Source organism: Bradyrhizobium sp. Ken64, from assembly GCF_055807555.1.
Genome location: NZ_JBVVPA010000003.1, coordinates 387,122 through 410,524, shown reverse-complemented (window position 1 = coordinate 410,524; position 23,403 = coordinate 387,122). Strand labels below are relative to the sequence as shown.

Genomic DNA, 23,403 nt, shown 5'->3' with positions numbered 1-23,403 from the left:
GTCCAGACCTGGGAGGAGCCATGCCGATCGCGACGTCGCTGACCACACTGTTGGAGATTGAGCATCCGATCCTGCTGGCGCCGATGGACGTCGTGGCAGGCAGCCGCCTCGTCGCGGCGGTGAGCCGTGCCGGCGGCTTCGGCATCCTGGGCGGCGGCTACGGCGAGAGGATTTGGCTGGAGCAGGAGATTGCCAAGCTCGCTGGCATGAAGGCGCCGTTCGGGATCGGCTTTATAACCTGGAGCCTCGCCAAGCGACCCGAACTTCTCGATATCGCGCTCGCCGCAAACCCGTCCGCGATCATGTTGTCGTTCGGCGATCCCGCACCCTTCGCCGCCAGCATCAAATGCGCCGGTGCACGCCTGATCTGCCAGGTGCAGGACGAGACGATGGCGCGGCAAGCGCTCGATGCGGGCGCCGATGTCCTGATCGCACAGGGGACGGAGGCCGGCGGTCACGGCGCTTCGCGCACCACGATCGATCTCGTCCCGGCAATCGTCGATCTTGCCGCGGGTCGTGTGCCGGTGGTGGCGGCCGGCGGTATTGCCGACGGGCGGGGACTTGCGGCCATGATGATGCTCGGTGCAAGCGGAGTGCTGCTCGGCACGCGCTTCTACGCGAGCCAGGAGGCCGATGGCGCAGAAGAGGCCAAGCGGCGCATTTGCGCGGCAGATAGTGGCGCAACGGTGCGGGGCATCATTTTCGATCTCTCCCGCAACAATGTCTGGCCCGCGCCGTTTACCGGCCGGTGCCTAGTCAACGATCACGCCAGACGCTGGATCGGCCGCGAGGTCGAACTGATGCAGAATGTCGCCGCAGTCGGGGCCGACTATGCGGCTGCGAAGGCCGCCGGGAATTTCGACATCGCCGCGGTGATCGCGGGCGAGGCGGTCGGCCTGATCCATGATATTCCACCGGCGGCCGAAATCGTCGAACGTATCGCGACCGAGGCCGGGCAACTGCTAGCCGGCCGGCGTAATTCCAGCGTGTCCGCCTAAACTGCGAGAGAACAACCATGTGGCCGAACCGTCGACTGATCGATCTCTTCAAGACCGAATTCCCGATCGTGCTGGCGCCGATGGCTGGCGTGATGGACGCGGAGCTGGTGATCGCCGTTGCGCAAGGCGGGGGGCTCGGCTCGCTGCCGAGCGCGATGCTGTCGCCGGAGAAGGCGCGCGAGCAGGTCAACATCATCCGGCAGCGCGTCTCCGCGCCGGTGAACATGAATTTCTTCTGCCACACCCCGGTCGAGCTCACGGCCGAGGCGGAGGCGCGCTGGAAGCAGCGCCTCGCGGGCTACTACAATGAGCATGGCCTCGATCCCGCCGCACCCATCAATGCCGCGAATCGCGCGCCGTTCGACGCCGGCTTCTGCGAGGTCGTGGAGGAGCTGAAGCCGGAGATCGTCAGCTTCCATTTCGGCCTGCCGGAGGCCGCGCTGCTCAAGCGGGTCAAGGCAGCAGGATGTCTCGTCATCTCCTCGGCGACGACGGTGAGGGAAGCGGTCTGGCTCGAGCAGCACGGCGCTGATGCGGTGATCGCGCAAGGCGCGGAGGCCGGCGGCCATCGCGGCATGTTCCTGACCGACAAGATCTCGGAACAGCCCGGCACCTTTGCGCTGGTGCCGCAGGTGGTCGACGCGGTGAAGGTCCCGGTTATTGCGGCTGGCGGCGTTGCGGATGGCCGCGGCATCGCGGCGGCGTTCGCGCTCGGCGCGGCAGGCGTGCAGATCGGAAGTGCCTATCTGCGCTGTCCGGAATCCAAGGTCAGTGCGGCGGCCCGCGCGGCGCTCGCCGAGGGACGGGATGATTCCACCGTCATCACCAATGTCATGACCGGGCGGCCGGCGCGCGGCGTCCAGAACCGCCTGATGCGCGAGGCCGGCCCGATTTCGCCGGACGCGCCGCCATTTCCCCATGCCGCAACGGCGCTGGGACCGCTGAAGGCGGCTGCCGAAAAGCAGGGCAGGGTGGATTTCACAAATCTCTGGGCCGGGCAGGCGATCGCCTTGGGCCGCGAGGTCCCGGCAGCCGAATTGACCCGGGATCTGGCCAAATCGGCCCTGGCGCGCCTGCGCCAGATGGCTGGTTAGATTCCCGCCGCCGGTTGCGGCGCAAAAGCGGCCTCTGCTATACGGCACATAGGTTTTGCCGTGAGAGGCCTTGTATAATGTCCGTCGACGCCGCTACCGTCCGCCGCATCGCGCATCTGGCGCGCATTGCGGTTTCCGAGGGCGAGGTTCCGCATCTGCAGGGCGAGCTCAACGCCATGCTCGCCTTTGTCGAGCAGCTCTCGGAGGTCAACGTCGAGGGTGTGGAGCCCATGACCTCGGTCACCCCGATGCAGATGAAGAAGCGGCAGGATGTGGTCAATGACGGCGAGATCGCCGACGATATCGTTGCCAACGCGCCCGCGACCGAGGGTCACTTCTTCCTGGTGCCGAAAGTGGTCGAGTAATTCTTAGGACCAAGTCCGATGTGCATGCTTTGCGACGACGAGAAGGCCTATCAGGCCTACATGAACTATCTCGACAAGATGGAGCGGCAGGGCAAGGCTGCCGATCCCAATGTCGCCGTCAATGCCGTGCTCGACGAGATCGAGGCGGCTGCGAAAGCGGCCGCCAAGAAAAACGTCACGCAAGACGACCCGGCCAACGACAAGTCCCTGTCTCCCTTCTTTTGCAGCCCGATCAATAAATGACCGATTTGACATCGCTGACGCTGGCCGAGGCCCGCAAGGGCCTCGCGGCCAAGACTTTCACGTCCCTCGAGCTGACCGACGCGCATCTGAACGCGATCGAAGCCGCGCGCGTGCTCAATGCTTTCGTCATGGAGACGCCGGACCAGGCGCGGACCATGGCGCGCGAAGCGGACGCCAGGATCGGGAAGGGCGATGCGGGGCCGCTTGCCGGCATTCCGCTCGGCATCAAGGACCTGTTTGCGACCAAGGGCGTGCGCACCACGGCGTGCTCGAAAATCCTCGGCAATTTCGTGCCGACCTACGAGTCCACGATTACCTCGCAGCTGTGGCGCGATGGCGCGGTGATGCTGGGCAAGCTCAACAATGATGAGTTCGCGATGGGCTCGTCGAACGAGACCTCGTGCTTCGGCCCGGTCGGCAATCCCTGGCGGCGCGATGGCTCCAACACGACGCTGGTGCCGGGCGGCTCGTCCGGCGGCTCGGCTTCCGCCGTGGCGGCTCTCCTCTGCATGGGCGCGACCGCGACCGACACCGGCGGCTCGATCCGCCAGCCGGCGGCGTTCACCGCGACCGTCGGCATCAAGCCGACCTATGGCCGCTGCTCGCGATGGGGCATCGTGGCCTTTGCCTCCTCACTCGACCAGGCCGGTCCGATCGCGCGCAGCACGCGCGATGCCGCGATGCTGCTGCGCTCGATGGCCGGTCACGATCCGAAGGACACGACCTCCGTCGACATGGCCGTGCCGGACTACGAGGCTGCGATCGGCAAGTCCGTGAAGGGCATGAAGATCGGCATTCCCAGGGAATACCGTCTCGACGGCATGCCGGCCGAGATCGAAAAGCTTTGGGAAGCGGGCGCGGCCTGGCTGAAAGCGGCCGGCGCCGAGCTCGTCGAGGTATCGTTGCCGCACACCAAATACGCGCTGCCGGCCTATTACATCGTGGCGCCGGCGGAGGCGTCCTCTAACCTCGCGCGCTATGACGGTGTGCGCTTCGGCCTGCGCGAGCAGGGCCGGAACATCAACGAACTCTACGAGAACACCCGTGCAGAAGGTTTTGGTGCCGAGGTGAAGCGCCGCGTCATGATCGGCACCTACGTGCTCTCGGCCGGCTATTACGACGCCTATTATTTGCGCGCCCAGAAGGTGCGCACGCTGATCAAGAAGGACTTTGAGGATTGCTTCGCCAAGGGCGTCGACGCGATCCTGACGCCGGCGACGCCGTCGGCGGCGTTCGGCATCGGCGAGAAAGGCGGCGCGGACCCCGTCGAGATGTACCTCAACGACATTTTCACGGTCACCGTGAACATGGCGGGCCTGCCGGGCATCGCCGTGCCCGCCGGCAAGGACGCGCAGGGCCTGCCGCTCGGCCTGCAGCTGATCGGCCGTCCCTTTGACGAGGAGACGCTATTCTCGCTCGGCGAGGTGATCGAGCAGGCCGCCGGCCGCTTCACGCCGGCGAAATGGTGGTGAATGTCGCGGCTTTCATCGCGAGCCTCGGCGGCGCTACGCCGGCGCCGGACCTGAACGCGCCGCTCGCCGGTCTCTGGTGGGCTGCGAAGGGCGACTGGGACCAGGCGCACAGAATCGTTCAGGACGACAATGGTCGCGACGCCGCCTGGGTGCACGCCTATCTGCATCGCGTCGAGGGCGACCTCGGCAATGCCGGCTACTGGTACCGTCAGGCCGGCCAGCCCACGGCAAAGGATTCATTACAGGCAGAGTGGGAGCGGATCGCTGCCACGCTGCTCGGGAGCAAGACATGAGCACGGCCACGCACAAGCTTCTCAAGGGCTCAACCGGTGACTGGGAGATGGTCATCGGCCTGGAGGTCCACGCTCAGGTGACGTCGAGCGCGAAGCTGTTCTCCGGAGCCTCCACCGCGTTCGGCGGCGAGCCGAACTCGCATGTGTCGCTGGTCGACGCGGCGATGCCTGGCATGCTGCCCGTCATCAACGAGGAATGCGTCAGGCAGGCTGTCCGGACCGGCCTCGGGCTGAACGCGCAAATCAATCTGCGCTCGGTGTTCGACCGCAAGAACTATTTCTATCCGGACTCGCCGCAGGGCTACCAGATCAGCCAGTACAAGTCGCCGATCGTCGGCGAAGGCGAGGTCGTGGTCGAGCTGGATGGCGGCAAGACCGCCACGATCGGCATCGAGCGGCTGCACCTGGAACAGGACGCCGGCAAATTGCTGCACGATCAGTCGCCGACCATGTCCTATGTCGATCTCAACCGCTGCGGCGTGGCGCTGATGGAGATCGTGTCGAAGCCCGACATCCGCGATGCCGAGCAGGCCAAGGCCTATGTGACCAAGCTGCGCTCGATCCTGCGCTATCTCGGCACCTGCGACGGCGACATGGAGAAGGGATCCTTGCGCGCCGACGTCAACGTCTCCGTGCGCAAGCCCGGCGCGCCGCTGGGCACCCGCTGCGAGATCAAGAACATGAACTCGATCAATTTCATCGGCCAGGCGATCGAGTACGAGGCCAGGCGCCAGATCGAAATCCTCGAGGAGGGCGGCGCGATCGACCAGGAGACCCGGCTCTACGACCCCAACAAGGGCGAGACGCGGTCGATGCGGTCCAAGGAAGAGGCGCACGACTATCGCTACTTCCCCGATCCCGACCTGCTGCCGCTGGAGTTCTCGCAAAGCTTCGTCGACGAGCTGAAGGCTGAGCTGCCCGAGCTGCCGGACCAGAAGAAGACGCGCTTCGTCGCGGATCTCGGCCTGTCGGCCTACGACGCCAGCGTGCTGGTCGCCGAGCGCGAGAGCGCGGTGTTCTACGAGACCGTGCTGGAGAAACTCGCCAACCGCGCGCGCGACGGCAAGGTCGCCGCGAACTGGGTGATCAACGAGCTGTTCGGTCGTCTCAACAAGGAAGGCCGGGATATTACGGACTCTCCGGTCGATGCCGCACAGCTCTCGGGGATCATCGACCTGATCGGCGAGGGGACGATCTCCGGCAAGATCGCCAAGGATCTGTTCGAGATCGTCTGGCAGGAGGGCGGCGATCCCCGCGCGCTGGTCGAAAGCCGCGGCATGAAGCAGGTCACGGATCTTTCGGCGATCGAAAAGGTTGTCGACGACATCATCGCGGCCAATCCCGACAAGGCGGCGCAGGTCAAGGACAAGCCGCAATCACTCGGCTGGTTCGTCGGCCAGGTGATGAAGGCATCCGGCGGCAAGGCCAACCCGCAGAGCGTCAACGAGCTGCTCAAGTCCAAGCTCGGCATCTGACCTCGCGCGTTCGAACGAGGTGACGGACAGGCGTCGTCACCTCGCTTTCGGTTCGCGATGCGACGCTCGCGCGCATCCTCCGCGACGAACTTCATTCGCATCGAACGCGATACGCCGACCGAATCGCCGTCACGCGATTCGCGCAAAACGGCGACTTGCACGCGCTCTGACGAGCGCTCGCGCCGTTAATCATGAAAATATTTTCGTTGCCAAAAGTCGCGACTCAGAGTCCGCGAAGCGCCTTCGCGAGGCGCTCGCGCGATCGGCAGGATGCATCGTTGCAACGATCGCGCGCGATGCACGCGTGCAAGAAAATACTTGCCGCATAGTGTTTTTCTACAATCGTATCTTTTGCAACGGTCGATGCCGCGGGCACTCTCTGCGATCGCGAGCACACCTCATGCAGTCCGTTTGCATCGCGTTCGCCAGCGCAGGCGCGTTTCGCCGTCAACACTTCTTTAAGCGAGACGCTGTTTTTTTCGTTGTGTTGGTGTATTCGGGATGAGTGTGCACTCGATCCCCGACTGCATGCAGCGATTAAGCCATCTCACACATCGGAGGGCAACATGGCCAAGAAAGCTAAGAAGGCAAAGAAGGCGAAGAAGGCGAAGAGCGCAGTGAAGAAGACTGCGAAGAAGACCCGCAAGGTCGCCAAGAAGAAGTAACTTCGCTTTTTGAAGTTGCCGGCTCCTAGAGAGCCGGCACGTCATCAGCGCCTCTCAAAAGGTTCTGGTCGACGATAGAGGGTGTCGGCGAGACATCAGGTCAACGGTCGGATCGTTCTCTTCGCGGGTTCGCTCGCTAAGCCCGGTCCGGCAGAAGAAACAAGTTTTCTTCGTTCGGTGCGGTTCTCCGTAAGGGCTCCGCAATTTCACAGGCGGCCTTCGGGTCAACGTGGAATCTGGTCCTGACGTGTTCGCCGACGCCCTCGTTCTCTTGAGGCCGGGGTATTGCCGGCATTCCCATATCCCGACATTGCTGATCTGACCGCGGCGTAGCCGTTCTGCCCTTGAGCAGTCAGGCTATCGCATATGACGTCTCAGCGACGCCTGGGCGAGCACCTCGTCCTTCGCGACGACCGCTTCGCGGCCTCCTCGGGATGAGGCTCAGCTGCATCCATCTGCGTTGATGCTGCCGCATCCTCATCCTGAGGGCCCGCCGCAGGCAGGCGGGCGTCTCGAAGGATGGCCGCAGTCGAGCTTCCAGCCACATGTTTCTTCATATGCGCGCCCTGCTCGAGCAGGGAGGCTGCGGCGCAATTGCACGCTGTTCGCGCGCCGCTTCTCCATCCGCGGTGTCATCGCCCGGCTCCGACCGGGCGATCCAGTACGCCGCAGCTTCTCGTGAGACCATTGCTGTCTCTGGAATACTGGTGACGACAGCGGGCGGGGACACAACAGGACGCGCTCACCGTGCGCGATGGTTATCGTTCTCCCAAAATCCCAAGGTAAACCGAATCTGACGAATTACAGAAGTGCCTGCAAAACCGGGACTTCTTGCATTTGTCGTGCGCGCGTGGCGCGGGCGCGTTTACGTCTGCTTCATCGCGATACTTAAACTGCCATTCAAATTTGCCCGCCATCATTACCTCCAACAAGCCGGCAAACGGTACGGGCAAAAAGCCTCGGGGATGAGTTGAACAGTTGATTGGACGGGAGCCGCGCTCGGGGGACGAGGCGGCATAAAGAAAAAAGGGGATGCGTTATGTTTCAGGGTACTTTCGATCTGGAGACCGCGACGCCGATCGACGCAGGCGCGCTGTCGGACGTGCTGTTCGAGCGCGGCCTCTACTGGGCGAGCGGACGCTCCGGTCTCGTCGATCTCGTCGCCGCGCACAAATGGTTCAACCTCGCCGCGCTCAAGGGCCGCAAGGACGCCGTGACGCTGCGCCAGGAAGTCGCTGGGCAGATGTCGGACGCCGATATCTCGGCGGCGCAGCGCGAGGCGAGGGCGTGGGTCTCCGCCCACTGAGCGGAGAATCACGTTCCCGGCCGTCGTTTCGCAGGTGAAGCTGATTTGTGCTGAATCAGGTTCCCTCGTGGTCAGCCACCGGATTCGGAGCGGCATGAGGCCACCGTCGCGTGTCAGGTGAAGGAACGCACAGATCTCGGATTCTGCCGCGGAGTGGCGGAGAGGGAGGGATTCGAACCCTCGATACAGCTTGAGACCGTATGACGCTTTAGCAAAGCGTTGCCTTCAGCCACTCGGCCACCTCTCCGGTGCGAGCCTTATGCATCTAATTACTTGGCCTGGTCAATTTGGAAGCGTGTGTTTTTGCTCGAATATTCCCAGCGAATTCCGAGACCAAGCGGTTTGCTCCCGGGGCGAGAACGTAACGCCGCGATAACGGACACAAAGCCGGAGGTTCTGGCGCTTGTATTAGGCGTGGTTCTGGCGTGGACAAAGGCTCCTTTCATCCACATAAACGATTGATTTTGCTCTCAGATTTGATCGGATGGCTCGCGCGGGGGACGGCTGCCTTCGTCGGGATAACTCGCTCGCCGACCGAGGAGCCGCCCCGTCGCGCCAGGTGTCGCCGCAATCAGGAAGAGTCTGTCCTGGCGCGCTTTCGGTCGGAACGGCGCCCGGGAGATCAAGCGGGGAAGGCTGCCGGGCTGGCACGCTTCGCTCGTCCCTCGACCGCCGGGCTAACCTGCAACGGTCTCATCTTGCAATGGGTTGGCCGAGGTGAAGTTTTCACCGATCTCAATCGCTTGGACGAGGCGCTTGCCGCCTACGACAAGGCGCTCTCGATCAAGCACGACATCGAGGGGCCTGCATTGGCCGCGGCAATGTCTTTACCGAGCTCGGGCGCTATGACGAAGCTTTCATCGGCTTCGACAAGGCGGTGTCGATCAGGCCTGACCTCGAGGGCATCGAGGGTTGCGTCTTCTTGTGAAGACGAACCTGTCCAATTGGGACAATCTGGACGAAGATATCGCCCAGTGATTTTCGCAAGCATCCGGTCGGGTACCTCACTGCCGAGAGCTCCGAGAGTCACGATCCCGACTGTTTCCGAGACGTACGCGTTTCAATCGGCTCCCGACGACAACAGCGATCTGCGCGAGCGCCTCGAAAACTCATTTCATCGCGGCGTCGATTGCGAGCACGAGCTCGACGGTGAAGTCCTGAAAGCGATCGACGATGTGCGGGTCGATATTCTTGTCGATTTTGCCGGCCATACGCACAATGCCGGGCTGTCCTTGTTTGCGTCCAGTCCGGCTCCGATCGTCGCCAACCATCTTGGGTTCGCGGGAACGTGGGGGAGCAGGGAGCTCTTCGACTACATCATTGCCGGTCCAATCGTGCTGCCAGATCAAAACAGCTATTCTTCGACGAGTAGGTCGTTGGTTTGCCCGGCAGCTTTATGCCGCGGGATAATCACGTCGGGACTCGACGATGCTGCGCCCAATCGGGCTGATCACGATTTGCGGCAGGAATGGACAGTGTTTTGCTGCTTCGACAATGCCTGCAAAATCCAACCCGGCTGTCTTTGGCTCCTGGATGAATATCCTGAAGAGCGTGGACCAGTGGGTCTTGTGGCTGTCCGACGTGGGCGAGATCGCAAAATCGAATCTGCGGAAGGAAGGCGAGGGCCGGGGCGTCGATCCAGATAGCCTGGTGTTTGCAAGGCGCGTTGCGTCTTCACGAGGCTATGTATCAACGACATCAGGCCGGCTTGCCGCCGGAACATATCGACGTTCAAGCGCGCGGATGAAGACGACCGTCGCGGCCGCTGATTAGTCAGGCCGGCCAGTTCCCGAAGGGGAGCGCCGAGTCCCAAGTTGAATCCACGATTCGGACGCCTCAGACCCACAGCAGAGCGTCTCCACGGATGTGAGGGGCCGGGGTCGGAACTTTTGGCGCAAATGAAAGCTGTCAAAAAAAAGTAATAGATTCAAGATGTTACAAGGCCGCCTCGATCACATCTGCGTGTTATTTGTGCAACACCCGTCGGAAAACACGCTCCATCGGCTCGTTCTGAAGCGTTCTGTTGTTGTGTGTGCAAGGGCGTTCGGTAATTGTGACTGAGCGACGGAGGGGGGCATCCCGAGGTCGTCCCGTCTTAGGTGGTTCGCTTAAGTCCCTCGCGTTCAGCGGGTGTGTCCGAAGGCGCGAAGCGACTAAGCGGTGAATTTAAGGGACAAGGGAACCAACCTTAGGGTGTCTTCACCCAGCGGATCCGGAACCTTCCCTATGGCAAACTTGGAGGTTTAACATGAAGTTGGTTAAGAGCCTTTTGCTCGGTTCCGCGGCGGGTCTCATCGCCGTTGGCGGAGCGCAGGCAGCCGATCTCCCCGTAAAGGCCAAAGCGGTCGAATACGTGAAGATCTGCTCCCTGTACGGTGCGGGTTTCTACTACATCCCCGGCACCGACACCTGCATCAAGCTGGGTGGTTACTTGCGTGCTGACATGATTGCCGGCGGTGCGGGTGACTATGGTTTCAATCAGAGCTCGTCGGCGACGAACGGCGGTTCGAACAACCGTCTGACGAACTACTTCTACGGCCGCGCTCGTCTGGACTTCAATATCGATACCCGCACGGCGACCGAATACGGCGTTGTTCGTACTTACGCCGATACGATCTTCTCCTATGATTCGCTGAACGTTACTGGCAGCAATCCGTCGGCCTTCTCGACCGGGCAACCGTCGCTCGGCCTTTACCACGCGTTCATCCAGTTCGCTGGCTTCACCTTCGGCCGCACGGTCTCGATCTTCGATGCCCCGTGGCAGAGCTATCCGGCTGGCGGTCCCGATACCATTCCGGGCGGCTCCAACCACGTGACCGGTATCAACCAGGTCGCTTATACGGCTGACTTCGGCCAGGGCATCACCGCTTCGATCGCTATCGAAGATCCCACGACCCAGTCCAACGGCCAGGGCAACCTGTGGAACGTCAACGCTGCCAACGCGGCGACGTTCATTCAGGGCACCTACGGCAACAACGGCTGGGGTGGAACGCGTTCCCCGGACATCGTCGGTCAGGTTCGCGTCGATCAAGCCTGGGGTCTGGCCCAGTTCTCGGTTGCCGCACATGACCTGCATCCTGGCTACTACGGCACGACGGAACCCACCGGTCACCCGTCGGACACGTGGGGCTGGGCTGTGCAGGGCGCGATGTCGATCAAGAACATCCCGACCGGCGCTGGCGACTCGCTCAACTTGCAGGCCGTCTACACCGATGGCATGTCCCGTGAGAACTTCCAGATCCTGTTCCCGCAGACGTTCTTCATGTACAGCGGTTCGGGCATCGGCGCGTACCAGAGCGTCGGTTTCGCTGGTATCTCTGACGGCGTTTACAGCGCTGCCGGTGGTGGCATCGAGAAGACCAAGAGCTGGGGCGTTCGCGGTGGCTTCACCCACAACTGGAGCCCCTTCTGGGCGAGCGGCATCTACGGCGGTTATGCTGCTTTGAGCTACACCACCACTGCCAAGGGCATTATCTGCGCGAACTTTGCTGCCCTCGGCCCCTCCGCTGGTGCGACGTGTAACCCGGACTTCAACTTCGGTGTCATTGGTGTCAACACCGTCTGGACCCCGGTCAGGGGCTTGGCGTTCACGGCCGACCTGAGCTACACGCGTCTGGATCAAAAGTACTCCGGTACGGTCAGTGGCGCGAACACTGCGGTTGCTACTGCTGCGAAGCCCGCGGCGGTGTACGAGCTGAAGGATCAGAACTCTCTTACTCTGCTCCTCCGCGCTCAGCGCACCTTCTAAGATCAATCCTCGGATTGGTTAGAGACCCCGGCAGGAAACTGCCGGGGTTTTTATTTGCGGGCCGTGCACCGAGTACCTAAATGGTAAATCGTCGAGAGCACGGTAAGGGAGCTTCTGGTCATGACCATTTCGTCGATATGGGGACGGATGCTGAGCGTGCTCGCCGGGACATCAATGCTCGCCGTGATCGCGCCGGCAGCTGCCGCGCCCTTGGACTCCAGCTATCCGGTGTGCCTCCAGCAATGGGAGTGGGGCGGCAGCAGCAACAAGTACTGCGGTTACCGGTCATGGGAGGATTGCCAGGCTGCTGCGCGGGGATTGCCGGCGATGTGCCTCACGAACCCATATTGGTCACAGCCAACTTCAGTTCGCCCGCCTCACCGCCGGTACGTCCCCGACAGGATGTGGTGAGAAACGACCTGCGCTCAAAGGAAGCGGGGCGTTGGCTTGCCTGCGAGTTGCGCCCTCTCGACGAGCGGATAGCGCTTGTTCCAATCGCCATGTGGTCGGCACAGTAACGGAATTTTGCTGAATCCTGCCGCATCACGGCCCCGGGATCGGCTTCATCGACGGGGGCTATTCCACGCTGCCGGCGCCGCGGCGCAAATCGGCCTCGATCTGCAACCGCGTGCCGCCGCCGAAGCGAGCGCGGTAGACCTGAAGGTTCTCCATGATCCGCTGCACATAGTTGCGCGTCTCGGAGAACGGGATCAGCTCGACCCAGTCGACCGCATCGACTTTGGGGTCGCGCGGATCGCCGTAGCGGTCGATCCACTTCTTCACACTGCCTCGGCCGGCATTATAGGCGGCGAAGGTCATGATGTAGGAGCCGCGGTAGTCCTCGAGCAGCCCACCGAGCTCGGCCGAGCCGAGCGTGGCGTTGTAGGCCGAATCGTTCTTCAGACGTCCCAGATCGTAGGTCCCGCCGTGCCGCTTGCAGACATAGCGCGCGGCGTCCGGCGTCACCTGCATCAGGCCATAGGCCTGTGCCGGCGAGACCACACGGGGATTGAAGGCGCTCTCCTGCCGCGCGATGGCGTAGATGATGCTGCGCTCGACCTCGGGGCCGATCGGCGTGAACTGCGGAATGCCGTTGACGGGATAGGCATAGAAATCGAACGGCAGGCCGCGATTGAGCGCGGCCTTGCCGAGCAGCAGCATGCCGCGCGCGTCGTTGTGGCGCTGGGCGAGCTCGCCAAGGCCAGCAAGCGCTTCGGGATCGCCGTTCTCGCCCATGTCGGCGAGCAGCGGTATCGCCATCTCGCGCTCGTCGAGTTCGTAGAGCAGCTGCGCGGCGCGCACGATCTCCAGCCGTTCGGCACCGCGGCTGCGCGGCGGAGCATCGAGCTCGATCTGCGGCAGGCCGAGCTTGGCGCGTGCGAGCTGGCCGTAATAGCTGGTGGATTGCTCGGCGGCCCGCGCGTAGGCGTTGCGCGCCTCCTGCTGACGGCCTGCAGCTTCGGCGGCGCGGCCCTGCCAATAGCCGGCGCGCGCCAGCGTGGTCGGATTGACGCTGCCGATCCCGATGCGGGCAAAATGCTGGGTGGCGGCCGCGGGATCGTTGAGGAAGCGCAGCGCGATCCAGCCCGCAGTGAACTCCTGCTCGGTCTTGTAGATGTCGCGTGAGGGCAGGGCGGCATCGCGCGCGATCAGATAGGCGCTGCGGAATTCCTCGGTGTCGATCATCTTGCGCGCCAGGAGGCGCCGCTCGATCCACCATTCGTCGAGATTATAGAGACGGCCCGGATCCTTCGGTGCCGACAGCATGAGCTGGGCGGCCTCCGCAAATTTCTCCTCGCGGCGCAGAAGCTGGATCTTGCTGAAGATGAAGCCGGGATCGCCGTGCAACTCGCGCGGCACGGCTTCGAGCAGCGCACGAGCGTTCGGAGCTTTCTTGAGGGAGGCGATGCGAGCCTTGGCGAGTGCGACATAGCCGGCCCCGAGGCGCTTCGCGGCACGCAATGCGGCTTCGTTCTCGCTGCCGTAGAGCAGCGTGTCCATCCGCGCTTTCTGATCGCCGGGCGTCAGCAGCGCGCCGAACTGGTCGAGTGCGTTGTTCTCGGTCTCTTCCGACATCGGGTCACTGCGCCAGGCATCGCGCACCAGACGTTCGGCGTTGGCGCGGTCGCCGCGCGCCAGCATCGCCTTGGCGAGCGTGAAGCGGCCCTTGGCGGACACGGGGGATTCGTTCTCGAACCACGACCACGCGACGGAATCGTCGCGCCTGTCGTCCCACATCGCGGCCTCCAGGCGCCGGCGCAGGAAGGTCTGCGAGGGCCAGCTCGGATTGGCCGACAGGAAGGCGCGGTAACGCTCCACAGTCGCGCCATTGTCCTCGCTGCGCAGGATGATCCATTCCGCGAGTTTTCGCGCGACGGGATCCGAGATCGTGGCCGCGGCATTGGTGGCCTCGCCCGCCTTGCGCTTGCGCACGAGCTCGATCACGGTCTCCAGCGTGTCCTTGTCGGCTTGCGACGTCGAGGAGGTCGCAGCGACCGCAGCCGGTGTGACCGGCTTGCGCGGGGCGGCATGCTGGCGGGTCGCCGGAGCCAGGACCGGAGCAGCGACGGGCTTGGCAGCGGCCGGGGCGGTCGGTCTGACGGTGGCCGTCGCCGCCGGCGCGGGTGCGGTCTTCGGGGCCGAGCCACCAGAAGTCGGCTGAGATTTCGGCGCGGCAGCCGTAGGCTTCAGCTTGTCCTTCGCAGGTTCCTTGCCTGCGTTCTTGGCTGCGTTCTTGCCAGCATCCTTGCCGGCGTCCTTGGCAGACTTCTTCGCGGCATCCTTGGCGGGGGCACTGGTCGCGCCCTTGCTTGCGCCCTTACTTGCCCCCTTGGCGGCGTCTTTCGAAGTTTCCTTGCCGGTTCCCTTGGGCGCGCCCTTCGCAGCATCCTTGGCGGCTGGCTTGGCGGCGGGTTTGGCGGCTGGCTTCGCGGTTTCCTTCGCGGTCTCCGCGGTTGTCTCATTCGATTTGGCCCAGGCGGCGCAGCCGGCCGACAGCCCTGCCATCAGGCACACGATCAGACCGGTGGATCGCCATGCGGCGCGCGGAAAGGAGATCACGGCGTTTCGTCGCCCCGAATCAGTCAATTGGCTCAAGACCCAGCTGTACAAGATCTGGCTGTATTTGATTGAATATGCGGACAAAATACCAACAGCCGCTTACCTTTGCCCGGTTTGCACCACCACCGCGGCAAAATCGCGGCCTAAAGCCGTGCGTCACACCGAAGCGGGTCTTTTACCGGCGGGATAGACCCGATATGAATGCGGCTTGCTCGAGATCGCCGCGTACGGAGGAAGTCCATGGCAGCCAAGACAAAATTCCGGGGATCGTTCACCGCCTTGGTCACGCCGTTCAAGAACGGCTCGCTGGACGAGGCGGCGTTTCGCTCCCTGGTCAACTGGCAGATTTCAGAGGGCACCAACGGCCTGGTCCCGGTCGGCACCACCGGCGAGAGCCCGACGCTGAGCCATGACGAGCACAAGAAGGTCGTCGAATGGTGCATCGAGGAAGCGAAAGGCCGCGTGCCTGTCGTCGCCGGCGCCGGCTCCAACTCGACCAAGGAGGCGATCGAACTCGCCCAGCACGCCGAGAAGGCGGGCGCGAACGCGGTTCTGGTCGTGACGCCCTACTACAACAAGCCGACCCAGGAAGGCATGTACCAGCACTTCAAGGCGATCAACGACGCGATCGGGATTCCGATCATCATCTACAACATCCCGCCGCGCTCGGTGATCGACATGTCGGTCGACACCATGGCGCGGCTGTGGGAGCTGAAGAACATCGCCGGCGTCAAGGACGCCACCGCCAGCATGGTCCGCGTCTCGCAGCAGCGCGCGGCGATGGGCGAGGATTTCAACCAGCTCTCGGGCGAGGATGCGACCATCCTCGGTTACATGGCGCATGGCGGCCATGGCTGCATCTCGGTGACCTCGAACGTCGCGCCGCGGCTGTGCTCGGAGTTCCAGGCCGCCTGGGCGAAGGGCGATCATGCCACCGCACTGAAGCTGCACGACAAGCTGATGCCGCTGCACAACAACCTCTTCATCGAGAGCAATCCGGCGCCGATCAAGTACGCGCTGTCGCTGCTCGGCAAGCTGGACGAGACGTTGCGGCTGCCGATGGTGCCGGTCACCGAGCCGACCCGCGTTGCCGTGCGCAGCGCGATGGTTCATGCCGGCCTCATCAACTGACGCGCTAGCCGATCGGGGAGCTTTCATGGCGATCGAGGAAAGAGGCACGCGGATGCTCACGGAGTTCCGCGAGTTCGCCATGAAGGGCAACGTCGTCGACCTCGCGGTCGGCGTCATCATCGGCGCGGCCTTCGGCGCCATCGTGACGTCGCTGGTCGGCGACGTGATCATGCCGATCATCGGCGCGGCCACCGGCGGTCTCGACTTCTCGAACTACTTCACGCCGCTTTCGAGCAAGGTCACCGCCGCAAATCTCGCGGACGCGAAAAAGCAGGGCGCCGTCTTGGCTTGGGGCAACTTCCTCACGCTGACGATCAACTTCATCATCATTGCCTTCGTGCTGTTCCTGGTGATCCGTGCCATGAACAAGTTGAAGCGCAAGGACGAAGCGGAGCCCGCCGCTCCGCCGAAGCCGTCCGCCGAGGTCGAGCTGCTGACCGAGATCCGCGATCTCCTCAAGAAGTCTTGACGCGCTCGCTTCATCCAAACTGCTAGCGTCCTCGCGCATCTCGATCAGGTTTGTCTCCCATGGCCGACAAGAACGAACGTCCGATCAAGGTCATGGCGGAAAATCGCAAGGCCCGCTTCAACTATGCCATCGAGGATACGATCGAGGTCGGCATTGCGCTGACCGGCACCGAGGTCAAGTCGATCCGCAACGGCAAGAGCACGATCGCGGAATCCTACGCCGATTCCAAGGACGGCGAGATCTGGCTGATCAACGCCACCATTCCGGAATATCTTCAGGGCAACCGCTTCAACCACGAGCCCAAGCGGCCGCGAAAACTGCTGCTGCATCGCAAGCAGATCAACAAGCTGATGGGCGCGGTCGACCGCGAAGGCATGACGCTGATCCCGCTCAAGCTTTACTTCAACGAGCGTGGTCGCGCCAAATTGCAGCTCGCGGTTGCAAAGGGCAAGAAGCTGCACGACAAGCGCGAGTCCGAGAAGAAGCGCGACTGGAGCCGGGAGAAGGGCCGCCTGATGCGGGCGAGGGGATAGCGGGATGACTCAGAGAAACCTGCTCGAGGTCGATTGGACCCGGATTCCCGCACCCGCGGACGACGGCGGCGCCGCGCACCTGAAAGGCATGACGCTGCCGCCGGTCAGCCTGCTCGCCACTGACGACACCTCAGTCGCGCTGTCGGCACTGCGTGGCCGGACCGTGGTGTTCGCCTATCCGCGCACCGGCGAGCCCGGCAAGATCGCGCTGGTCGATGATTGGGACATGATCCCGGGCGCGCGCGGCTGCACGCCGCAGAATTGCGCGTTTCGCGATCTGTTCGCCGAGCTGAAGGCCGCCGGCGCCGCGCAGGTGTACGGTCTCTCGACCCAAAGCAACGCATACCAGACCGAGATGGCCTCGCGGCTGCATCTGCCGTTCCCGGTGCTCTCGGACGAAAAGCTGGCGCTGACGCGCGCCCTGAATTTGCCGACGATGGAGGTCGCGGGCCTGACGTTGATCAAGCGCCTCGCGCTGATCATCGACGACGCCAGGATCACGCATGTGTTCTATCCGGTGTTTCCGCCCGACCGGAACGCCGGCGATGTCCTGGACTGGCTGAAGGCCAATCCGGCCAAGGGCTTGTCTAAGGATTAGTCGAGGTCGGCCTTCACCTTCGCGAACACGGAGCGGAACATGTCCGGCGTCAGCACGCGGGTGTTCGTGTTGTAGCGGGAGCAGTGATAGCTGTCGTAGAGCCTGAAAGCGCCGGCCTGATGCACGGCGCCGTGGCCGAAGGGAGCTTGCGATCCCTTCAGGTTCAGCGGCTTGAGCACGGTGTCGTGCGCAATGCGCCCGAGGGCGACGATCGCGCGCAGGTTCGGCATCGTTGCGAGATTCGCCGCGAGGAACTGCCGGCAGGTGTTGATCTCGACCGGCAGCGGCTTGTTCTGCGGCGGCACGCAATGCACCGCATTGGCGATCCGACAGTCGACCAGCTTCAAGCCGTCGTCGGGACGCGCCTGATATTGGCCCTTGGCGAAGCCGTATTCGAGCAGCGTGGCGTAGAGCAGGTCGCCGGCATAATCGCCGGTGAAGGGACGGCCGGTGCGGTTGGCGCCCTGCATCCCCGGCGCAAGGCCGACGATCAGCAGGCGCGCCTTGATGTCGCCGAAGGGCGCAACCGGTGCATTGTGCCACAACGGCTCGCGCGCGCGGTTCGCCTCGCGAAAGGCGACCAGGCGCGGACAGAGCGGACAGTCACGGTCGGGGACGAGGCTGAGAGGCAGGCGGCTTGACCGGGCCGGCTCACTCCTCGAAGTCGTCATCGCCCCTCGCCGGCGCCATCGTGGTCGCGCGCTGGAGGAACTGCGGAGCGTGGTGGCGCGCCTCGCGGTCGCCGCGGTCACGCGGGGCGGGGCGTTCGGACGGGTCGCGACCGAGCTTGGATTGCAGCTCGACGAGGTCGGTGAAGACGTCGGCCTGGCGGCGCAACTCGTCCGCGATCATCGGCGGCTGGCTGGCGATCGTGGAAATCACGGTGACCCGCACGCCGCGGCGCTGAACGGCCTCGACCAGAGAGCGGAAGTCGCCGTCGCCCGAGAACAGCACCATCTGGTCGATGTGCTCGGCGAGCTCCATGGCGTTCACGGCGAGCTCGATGTCCATGTTGCCCTTGACCTTGCGGCGGCCGGAGGCGTCGATGAACTCCTTGGTCGCCTTGGTGACGACGGTGTAGCCGTTGTAGTCGAGCCAGTCGATCAGCGGCCGGATCGAGGAGTACTCCTGATCCTCGATGATCGCGGTGTAGTAGAACGCCCTAAGCAGCGTCCCGCGGCTCTGAAACTCCTTCAGCAGGCGCTTGTAATCGATGTCGAAGCCCAGAGTTTTCGCCGTCGCGTAGAGATTGGCTCCATCGATGAAGAGCGCGATCTTGTCGGTAGAGGAAGGTGACATTCAGTTTGCTCGCGTAGAGTTCGTGATTGATCGTTTATTGTTGGCGCGGCGACAGCAAGCCGCGCACTTCTAAAGTCCCGCCGAAACCCGTCGAAACCGCAAATCCGGAGAAGTCGGGGCAATCAAGGTATAGTTATGGCCAACTTGCACACTCCCGGCGCTGCCGTCGCCGGCAGCCCGGGAAATCACCCGTCCCAGCCCCAATGTGGGGGTAGCAGAGCCGTTTGGCGAGGCCAAATCACAAATTGGCCTTGCGAAACCCTCCCGGCCCCTATAACTACCGGCATTCATCCACATATTTCGTCCCACCCACAACGGAGCGACAGTCGATGGCTCGCGTCACCGTAGAAGATTGTATCGACAAGGTCGACAACCGGTTTGACCTGGTCCTGCTGGCCGCCCACCGGGCCCGCATGATTTCGTCTGGTTCACAACTAACGGTTGACCGCGATAACGACAAGAACCCTGTTGTGTCTTTGCGCGAAATTGCAGAGACCACCATTTCGCCGGAAGACCTCCGCGAGGAGCTGGTGCACTCGCTGCAGAAGTTCGTCGAGGTCGACGAGCCCGAGCCGGACACTGTGCCGCTGATCGGTTCCGCCGGTGCAAGCGTGGATGCAGACGATACCGAAGTCGCGGTTGAGCGCATGACGGAAGAAGAGCTCCTGAAGGGTCTCGAAGGCCTCGCACCGCCCGAGGAGCAGCCCGAGGAAGACGAGTAAATCGTCCCGTCGCTCTCATCGACTTCTTTGTGATCTGATCAAAGGCCCGAACCGTCGTTCGGGCCTTTGCTTTTGTTGGCGTTTTCGTGGTTACCATAGCGTCGTCGGTTCGCGCCTGTCCCTGTCACTGAATTGATCGGACACGCGCGCGATCGGAGCTAAGATGTATACAACGGGCCGTGTCGTGGTCCGTTTGAAGGCAGGACGGCATGGTATATCGACGCCGCACACCAACGCAGATGCAGGCCGCGACCGAATCGGTTGCCGTGGCCCCGACTGCGCCGGTCGCGCGCCCCGCGAAGCCTCGCGCCCGCATGATGCGTCAATATGACCTCGTCGAGCGCGTCAGGTCCTACAATCCCAACACCGACGAAGATCTGCTGAACCGCGCCTATGTCTACGCCATGAAGGCGCACGGCTCGCAGACCCGCGCCTCGGGCGACCCGTACTTCTCCCATCCGCTCGAAGTGGCGGCGATTCTCACCGACCTGAAGCTCGACGACGCCACCATCGTGGCTGCGCTGCTCCACGACACGATCGAGGACACGGAAGCGACGCGGGCCGAGATCGACCAGATCTTCGGGCCCGAGATCGGCGCGCTCGTCGAGGGCCTGACCAAGCTGAAGCGGCTGGAGCTGGTGTCGCGGGAGGCCAAGCAGGCCGAGAATCTGCGCAAATTGTTGCTGGCCATTGCCGACGACGTCCGCGTGCTCCTGGTGAAGCTCGCCGACCGCCTGCACAACATGCGCACGCTGGATTTCGTGCCGACGGAATCGCGACGGCGCATTGCCGAGGAGACGCTCGATATCTATGCGCCGCTGGCCGGGCGCATGGGCATGCAGGAAATGCGCGAGGAGCTGGAGGACCTGTCGTTCCGGACGCTCGACCCGGAAGCCTATTCGGTGGTGATGCAGCGGCTCGATGCGCTGGCCGAGCGCAACCGCAATCTGATCGGCGAAATCGAGGACCAGCTCTCCAACAATCTGCGACACCGGGGTCTTGGGGCGCGGGTCTATGGCCGGCGCAAGAAGCCATTCTCGATCTGGACCAAGATGGAGCGCAAGTCGGTCGGCTTCGAGCAATTGTCCGACATCTTCGGCTTCCGCGTCGTCGTCAACGACATCGAGGCCTGCTACCGCGCGCTCGGCATCGTCCACACAAATTGGCCGGTCGTGCCCGGGCGATTCAAGGACTACATCTCGACGCCGAAGCAGAACGACTACCGCTCGATCCACACCACCGTGATCGGCCCCGGCAACCAGCGGGTCGAGTTGCAAATCCGCACCGAGGCGATGGACCAGATCGCCGAGCGCGGCATCGCCGCGCACGTGTTCTACAAGGAAGGCGTGGGCTCGCCGACCGAATTCCTCAAGCGCGAGTCCAATGCGTTCGCCTGGTTGCGCCACACCATCGGCATCCTCTCGGAGAGCGCCAACCCCGAGGAATTCCTCGAGCACACCAAGCTCGAGCTGTTCCACGACCAGGTGTTCTGCTTCACCCCGAAGGGCAAGCTGATCGCGCTGCCGCGCCATGCCAACGTGATCGACTTCGCCTATGCCGTGCATACCGACGTCGGCAACAGCGCCGTAGGCTGCAAGATCAACGGCCAGTTTGCGCCGCTGTCCTCGGAGCTCCAGAACGGCGACGAGGTCGAGGTGCTGACCTCGGAAGCGCAAGCGGCGCCGCCGTCCGCCTGGGAAACGCTCGCGGTCACCGGCAAGGCGCGCGCCGCGATCCGCCGCGCCACCAGGACTGCGGTGCGCGATCAATATGTCGGCCTCGGCCGGCGCATCGTCGAGCGCCTGTTCGAGCGAGCCAAGATCGAATACGCCGACGACAAGCTCAAGGGCGCGCTGCCGCGACTGGCACGAACCTCGATCGAGGACGTCATGGCGGCTGTGGGACGCGGCGAGATCAAGGCCTCCCACGTCGCGCGTGCGATGTATCCCGACTACAAGGAGGAGCGCATCGCGCGCTACGGCGTCAAGAAGGGGCTTGCCGCCAAGCTCAAGGAGAAGTCGTCCGAACCACCGCGCAGCCCGGTCGCGATCCCGATCCGCGGCATCAATTCCGACCTGCCGGTGAAGTTCGCGCCGAACGGCGGCGCTGTGCCCGGTGACCGCATCGTCGGCATCGTCACGCCGGGCGAGGGCATCACCATCTACCCGATCCAGGCGCCGGCCCTGAAGGATTTCGAGGAAGAGCCGGAGCGCTGGCTCGACGTGCGCTGGGACATCGAGGACTCCGCGCCGCAGCGCTTCCCGGCCCGTATCAAGGTCGAGAACGTCAACGAGCCCGGTGCGTTGGCGCAGATCGCGACCGTGATCGCCGAGCACGACGGCAACATCGACAACATCAGCATGCAGCGCCGCTCACCGGATTTCACGGAGACGACGATCGATCTCGAAGTCTACGATCTCAAGCATTTGAGCGCGATCCTGGCCCAGCTGCGCGCGAAGGCGGTCGTCGCCCGCGCCGAACGTGTTAATGGATAGACGCCTTCCGTCTTGTCTATTCCTATGATTCCGTGAGTCCTGAAATGCCTGCACCTCCGCTCCGCCTCGGCGTCAATGTCGACCATGTCGCGACCCTGCGTAACGCGCGCGGCGGCCGCAATCCCGATCCGGTGCGCGCGGCGCTGCTGGCGATCGAGGCCGGCGCCGACGGCATCACCGCTCATTTGCGCGAGGATCGCCGGCACATCCGCGACGAGGACATGGCGCGGCTGAAAGCCGAGATCTCCAAGCCGCTCAATTTCGAGATGGCGGCGACCGAGGACATGATGCGGATTTCGCTCGCCACCAGGCCGCACGCGGTGTGCCTCGTGCCGGAGCGGCGCCAGGAGGTGACGACCGAAGGCGGGCTCGACGTCGTCGGCCAGCACAATGCGCTGGCGCCTTATATCGCGCGGCTGAACGATGCTGGCATCCGGGTGTCGCTGTTCATCGCGGCCGATCCCGCCCAGATCGAGATGGCAGCGCGGCTGCGCGCGCCTGTGATCGAGATCCACACCGGCGCCTGGTGCGACGCCGTCGTCGACGGTCACGCCGACAAGGCCGAGGCCGAATGGCGGCGGATCGTGGCAGGGGCGAAGCTGGCGAGGGAAGCGGGGCTGGAGGTTCACGCCGGACACGGGTTGGACTACGCGACGGCGGAGACGATCGCCGGCTTGCCGGAGATCATGGAGCTCAACATCGGCTACTACATGATCGGCGAAGCCCTGTTCGTCGGTCTCGCCGAGACGGTTCGCAGCATGCGCGCGGCGATGGACCGCGGCCGGAGCCGGGCATGATCATCGGCATCGGCTCCGATCTGATCGACATCACCCGGGTCGGCAAGGTGATCGATCGCCATGGCGAGCGCTTCCTCGACCGCATCTTCACCGCGGCGGAGCGGGCCAAGGCGGAGCGGCGCGCCAAGAACGAGAAGATGGTGGTGGCAACCTACGCCAAGCGCTTCGCCGCCAAGGAGGCCTGTTCCAAGGCGCTCGGCACCGGCATCAGGCGCGGCGTGTGGTGGCGCGACATGGGGGTGGTCAACCTGCCGGGAGGGCGGCCAACCATGCAATTGACGGGCGGGGCGCTGGCCCGGCTCCAGGCCCTGACGCCGGAAGGGTTCGCGGCGCAGATCGACCTGTCGATCACCGATGACTGGCCGTTGGCACAGGCCTTCGTCATCATTTCCGCCGTGCCGCTGGCCAAACCCTGACGCCACTCCGATCATTTTATAATTCGCATTCAAAATCAAACGCTTATGCAGTTTTGATGCGATCCTTGATTGCGTGGCCTCCGACAACCGTCTAAAAGTCCGCGGACGCAAATCAGGCTGGGCGAATTCGGCTTTACGCCGGAATTGGCCCTCATTATCAGAATCAGGACAATCTCCTTGGGCCGCGAGCGATGGGCTGCTCGCGCGAGGAGGGCGCGCTGTGA

Annotated in this window: 22 protein-coding genes, 1 tRNA gene and 1 pseudogene; 20 read left to right on the top strand and 4 right to left on the bottom strand. The window is 63.6% G+C overall.

The window, feature by feature from the left end; all coding sequences use genetic code 11:
* The first annotated feature begins 20 nt into the window (after nucleotides 1-20).
* The 8 genes from AC0L2F_RS07820 (at nucleotide 21) to AC0L2F_RS07785 (ending at nucleotide 7,911) form a co-directional block, all read left to right on the top strand.
* Nucleotides 21-998, top strand: coding sequence for an NAD(P)H-dependent flavin oxidoreductase (locus AC0L2F_RS07820; protein WP_473248010.1), 978 nt, complete (start codon nucleotides 21-23; stop codon nucleotides 996-998).
* Between the two features lie 17 nt (nucleotides 999-1,015).
* Nucleotides 1,016-2,092, top strand: coding sequence for an NAD(P)H-dependent flavin oxidoreductase (locus AC0L2F_RS07815; RefSeq protein ID WP_007611212.1), 1,077 nt, complete (start codon nucleotides 1,016-1,018; stop codon nucleotides 2,090-2,092).
* A gap of 77 nt (nucleotides 2,093-2,169) precedes the next feature.
* Nucleotides 2,170-2,457, top strand: coding sequence for an Asp-tRNA(Asn)/Glu-tRNA(Gln) amidotransferase subunit GatC (gatC, locus tag AC0L2F_RS07810; protein ID WP_007611211.1), 288 nt, complete (start codon nucleotides 2,170-2,172; stop codon nucleotides 2,455-2,457).
* A gap of 18 nt (nucleotides 2,458-2,475) precedes the next feature.
* Nucleotides 2,476-2,700 (top strand): hypothetical protein, encoded by a 225-nt coding sequence (locus tag AC0L2F_RS07805; RefSeq protein ID WP_473248009.1) that lies wholly within the window; start codon nucleotides 2,476-2,478, stop codon nucleotides 2,698-2,700.
* The gene (gene gatA / locus AC0L2F_RS07800) at nucleotides 2,697-4,172 is read left to right on the top strand and encodes an Asp-tRNA(Asn)/Glu-tRNA(Gln) amidotransferase subunit GatA (protein WP_007611209.1); all 1,476 of its coding nucleotides are present in this window, start codon (nucleotides 2,697-2,699) and stop codon (nucleotides 4,170-4,172) included. Before AC0L2F_RS07805 ends, gatA begins: the two co-directional genes overlap by 4 nt.
* Nucleotides 4,163-4,465, top strand: a complete 303-nt coding sequence (locus tag AC0L2F_RS07795; RefSeq protein WP_473248008.1) for a hypothetical protein — start codon at nucleotides 4,163-4,165, stop codon at nucleotides 4,463-4,465. Before gatA ends, AC0L2F_RS07795 begins: the two co-directional genes overlap by 10 nt.
* Nucleotides 4,462-5,940 carry an Asp-tRNA(Asn)/Glu-tRNA(Gln) amidotransferase subunit GatB gene (gene gatB / locus AC0L2F_RS07790; protein ID WP_473248007.1) on the top strand — a complete coding sequence of 493 codons (1,479 nt, stop codon included), beginning with the start codon at nucleotides 4,462-4,464 and terminating at the stop codon, nucleotides 5,938-5,940. The genes AC0L2F_RS07795 and gatB overlap by 4 nt, the downstream gene beginning before the upstream one ends.
* 1,704 nt (nucleotides 5,941-7,644) lie before the next feature.
* Nucleotides 7,645-7,911 carry a hypothetical protein gene (locus AC0L2F_RS07785; protein ID WP_007611206.1) on the top strand — a complete coding sequence of 89 codons (267 nt, stop codon included), beginning with the start codon at nucleotides 7,645-7,647 and terminating at the stop codon, nucleotides 7,909-7,911.
* Between the two features lie 154 nt (nucleotides 7,912-8,065).
* Here the strand turns inward: AC0L2F_RS07785 and AC0L2F_RS07780 are convergent.
* Nucleotides 8,066-8,158, bottom strand: a tRNA-Ser gene (locus AC0L2F_RS07780).
* Between the two features lie 574 nt (nucleotides 8,159-8,732).
* Between AC0L2F_RS07780 and AC0L2F_RS07775 the strand changes: the two are divergent.
* From AC0L2F_RS07775 to AC0L2F_RS07760, 4 genes and pseudogenes are all read left to right on the top strand, one after another.
* Nucleotides 8,733-9,200, top strand: a pseudogene (locus tag AC0L2F_RS07775) (O-linked N-acetylglucosamine transferase family protein); the annotation flags it as partial.
* Nucleotides 9,201-9,339: 139 nt separating this feature from the next.
* Nucleotides 9,340-9,684, top strand: a complete 345-nt coding sequence (locus tag AC0L2F_RS07770; protein ID WP_473248068.1) for a hypothetical protein — start codon at nucleotides 9,340-9,342, stop codon at nucleotides 9,682-9,684.
* A 475-nt stretch (nucleotides 9,685-10,159) separates the two neighbouring features.
* Nucleotides 10,160-11,659, top strand: coding sequence for a porin (locus AC0L2F_RS07765; RefSeq protein WP_063996069.1), 1,500 nt, complete (start codon nucleotides 10,160-10,162; stop codon nucleotides 11,657-11,659).
* 120 nt (nucleotides 11,660-11,779) lie between these two features.
* Nucleotides 11,780-12,070 carry a DUF3551 domain-containing protein gene (locus tag AC0L2F_RS07760; protein WP_084777554.1) on the top strand — a complete coding sequence of 97 codons (291 nt, stop codon included), beginning with the start codon at nucleotides 11,780-11,782 and terminating at the stop codon, nucleotides 12,068-12,070.
* Between the two features lie 165 nt (nucleotides 12,071-12,235).
* On the opposite strand, the gene AC0L2F_RS07755 is transcribed toward AC0L2F_RS07760, so the two are convergent.
* The gene (locus AC0L2F_RS07755) at nucleotides 12,236-14,665 is read right to left on the bottom strand and encodes a lytic transglycosylase domain-containing protein (RefSeq protein ID WP_473248065.1); all 2,430 of its coding nucleotides are present in this window, start codon (nucleotides 14,663-14,665) and stop codon (nucleotides 12,236-12,238) included.
* 294 nt (nucleotides 14,666-14,959) lie between these two features.
* Here AC0L2F_RS07755 and dapA point away from each other — a divergent pair, with 294 nt between their 5' ends.
* The 4 genes from dapA to AC0L2F_RS07735 are packed head-to-tail and all read left to right on the top strand — an operon-like array spanning nucleotide 14,960 to nucleotide 17,450.
* Complete coding sequence (gene dapA / locus AC0L2F_RS07750) at nucleotides 14,960-15,850, top strand: 4-hydroxy-tetrahydrodipicolinate synthase (protein ID WP_007603384.1); 891 nt, start codon at nucleotides 14,960-14,962, stop codon at nucleotides 15,848-15,850.
* A gap of 52 nt (nucleotides 15,851-15,902) precedes the next feature.
* On the top strand, nucleotides 15,903-16,319 hold the full coding sequence (gene mscL, locus AC0L2F_RS07745) for a large conductance mechanosensitive channel protein MscL (protein WP_035975062.1): 417 nt from the start codon (nucleotides 15,903-15,905) through the stop codon (nucleotides 16,317-16,319).
* A 59-nt stretch (nucleotides 16,320-16,378) separates the two neighbouring features.
* Nucleotides 16,379-16,852, top strand: coding sequence for an SsrA-binding protein SmpB (gene smpB / locus AC0L2F_RS07740; protein ID WP_007603387.1), 474 nt, complete (start codon nucleotides 16,379-16,381; stop codon nucleotides 16,850-16,852).
* Between the two features lie 4 nt (nucleotides 16,853-16,856).
* A complete protein-coding gene (locus tag AC0L2F_RS07735; RefSeq protein ID WP_473248006.1) occupies nucleotides 16,857-17,450 on the top strand; it encodes a peroxiredoxin in 594 nt (197 codons plus the stop codon).
* Here AC0L2F_RS07735 and AC0L2F_RS07730 read toward each other — a convergent pair.
* Both AC0L2F_RS07730 and AC0L2F_RS07725 read right to left on the bottom strand, forming a co-directional pair.
* Nucleotides 17,447-18,121, bottom strand: coding sequence for a uracil-DNA glycosylase (locus AC0L2F_RS07730; protein ID WP_473248005.1), 675 nt, complete (start codon nucleotides 18,119-18,121; stop codon nucleotides 17,447-17,449). The two genes, AC0L2F_RS07735 and AC0L2F_RS07730, sit on opposite strands and share 4 nt — an antisense overlap.
* Complete coding sequence (locus AC0L2F_RS07725; protein WP_007603390.1) at nucleotides 18,102-18,749, bottom strand: LabA-like NYN domain-containing protein; 648 nt, start codon at nucleotides 18,747-18,749, stop codon at nucleotides 18,102-18,104. The genes AC0L2F_RS07730 and AC0L2F_RS07725 overlap by 20 nt, the downstream gene beginning before the upstream one ends.
* A gap of 329 nt (nucleotides 18,750-19,078) precedes the next feature.
* Here AC0L2F_RS07725 and rpoZ point away from each other — a divergent pair, with 329 nt between their 5' ends.
* The 4 genes from rpoZ (at nucleotide 19,079) to acpS (ending at nucleotide 23,179) form a co-directional block, all read left to right on the top strand.
* Nucleotides 19,079-19,471 (top strand): DNA-directed RNA polymerase subunit omega, encoded by a 393-nt coding sequence (gene rpoZ, locus AC0L2F_RS07720; RefSeq protein WP_007603391.1) that lies wholly within the window; start codon nucleotides 19,079-19,081, stop codon nucleotides 19,469-19,471.
* Nucleotides 19,472-19,680: 209 nt separating this feature from the next.
* Complete coding sequence (locus tag AC0L2F_RS07715) at nucleotides 19,681-21,966, top strand: RelA/SpoT family protein (RefSeq protein ID WP_007611189.1); 2,286 nt, start codon at nucleotides 19,681-19,683, stop codon at nucleotides 21,964-21,966.
* Between the two features lie 44 nt (nucleotides 21,967-22,010).
* Nucleotides 22,011-22,763 carry a pyridoxine 5'-phosphate synthase gene (locus tag AC0L2F_RS07710; protein ID WP_007611186.1) on the top strand — a complete coding sequence of 251 codons (753 nt, stop codon included), beginning with the start codon at nucleotides 22,011-22,013 and terminating at the stop codon, nucleotides 22,761-22,763.
* Complete coding sequence (gene acpS / locus AC0L2F_RS07705; protein ID WP_007611179.1) at nucleotides 22,760-23,179, top strand: holo-ACP synthase; 420 nt, start codon at nucleotides 22,760-22,762, stop codon at nucleotides 23,177-23,179. The genes AC0L2F_RS07710 and acpS overlap by 4 nt, the downstream gene beginning before the upstream one ends.
* Nucleotides 23,180-23,403: the final 224 nt, after the last annotated feature.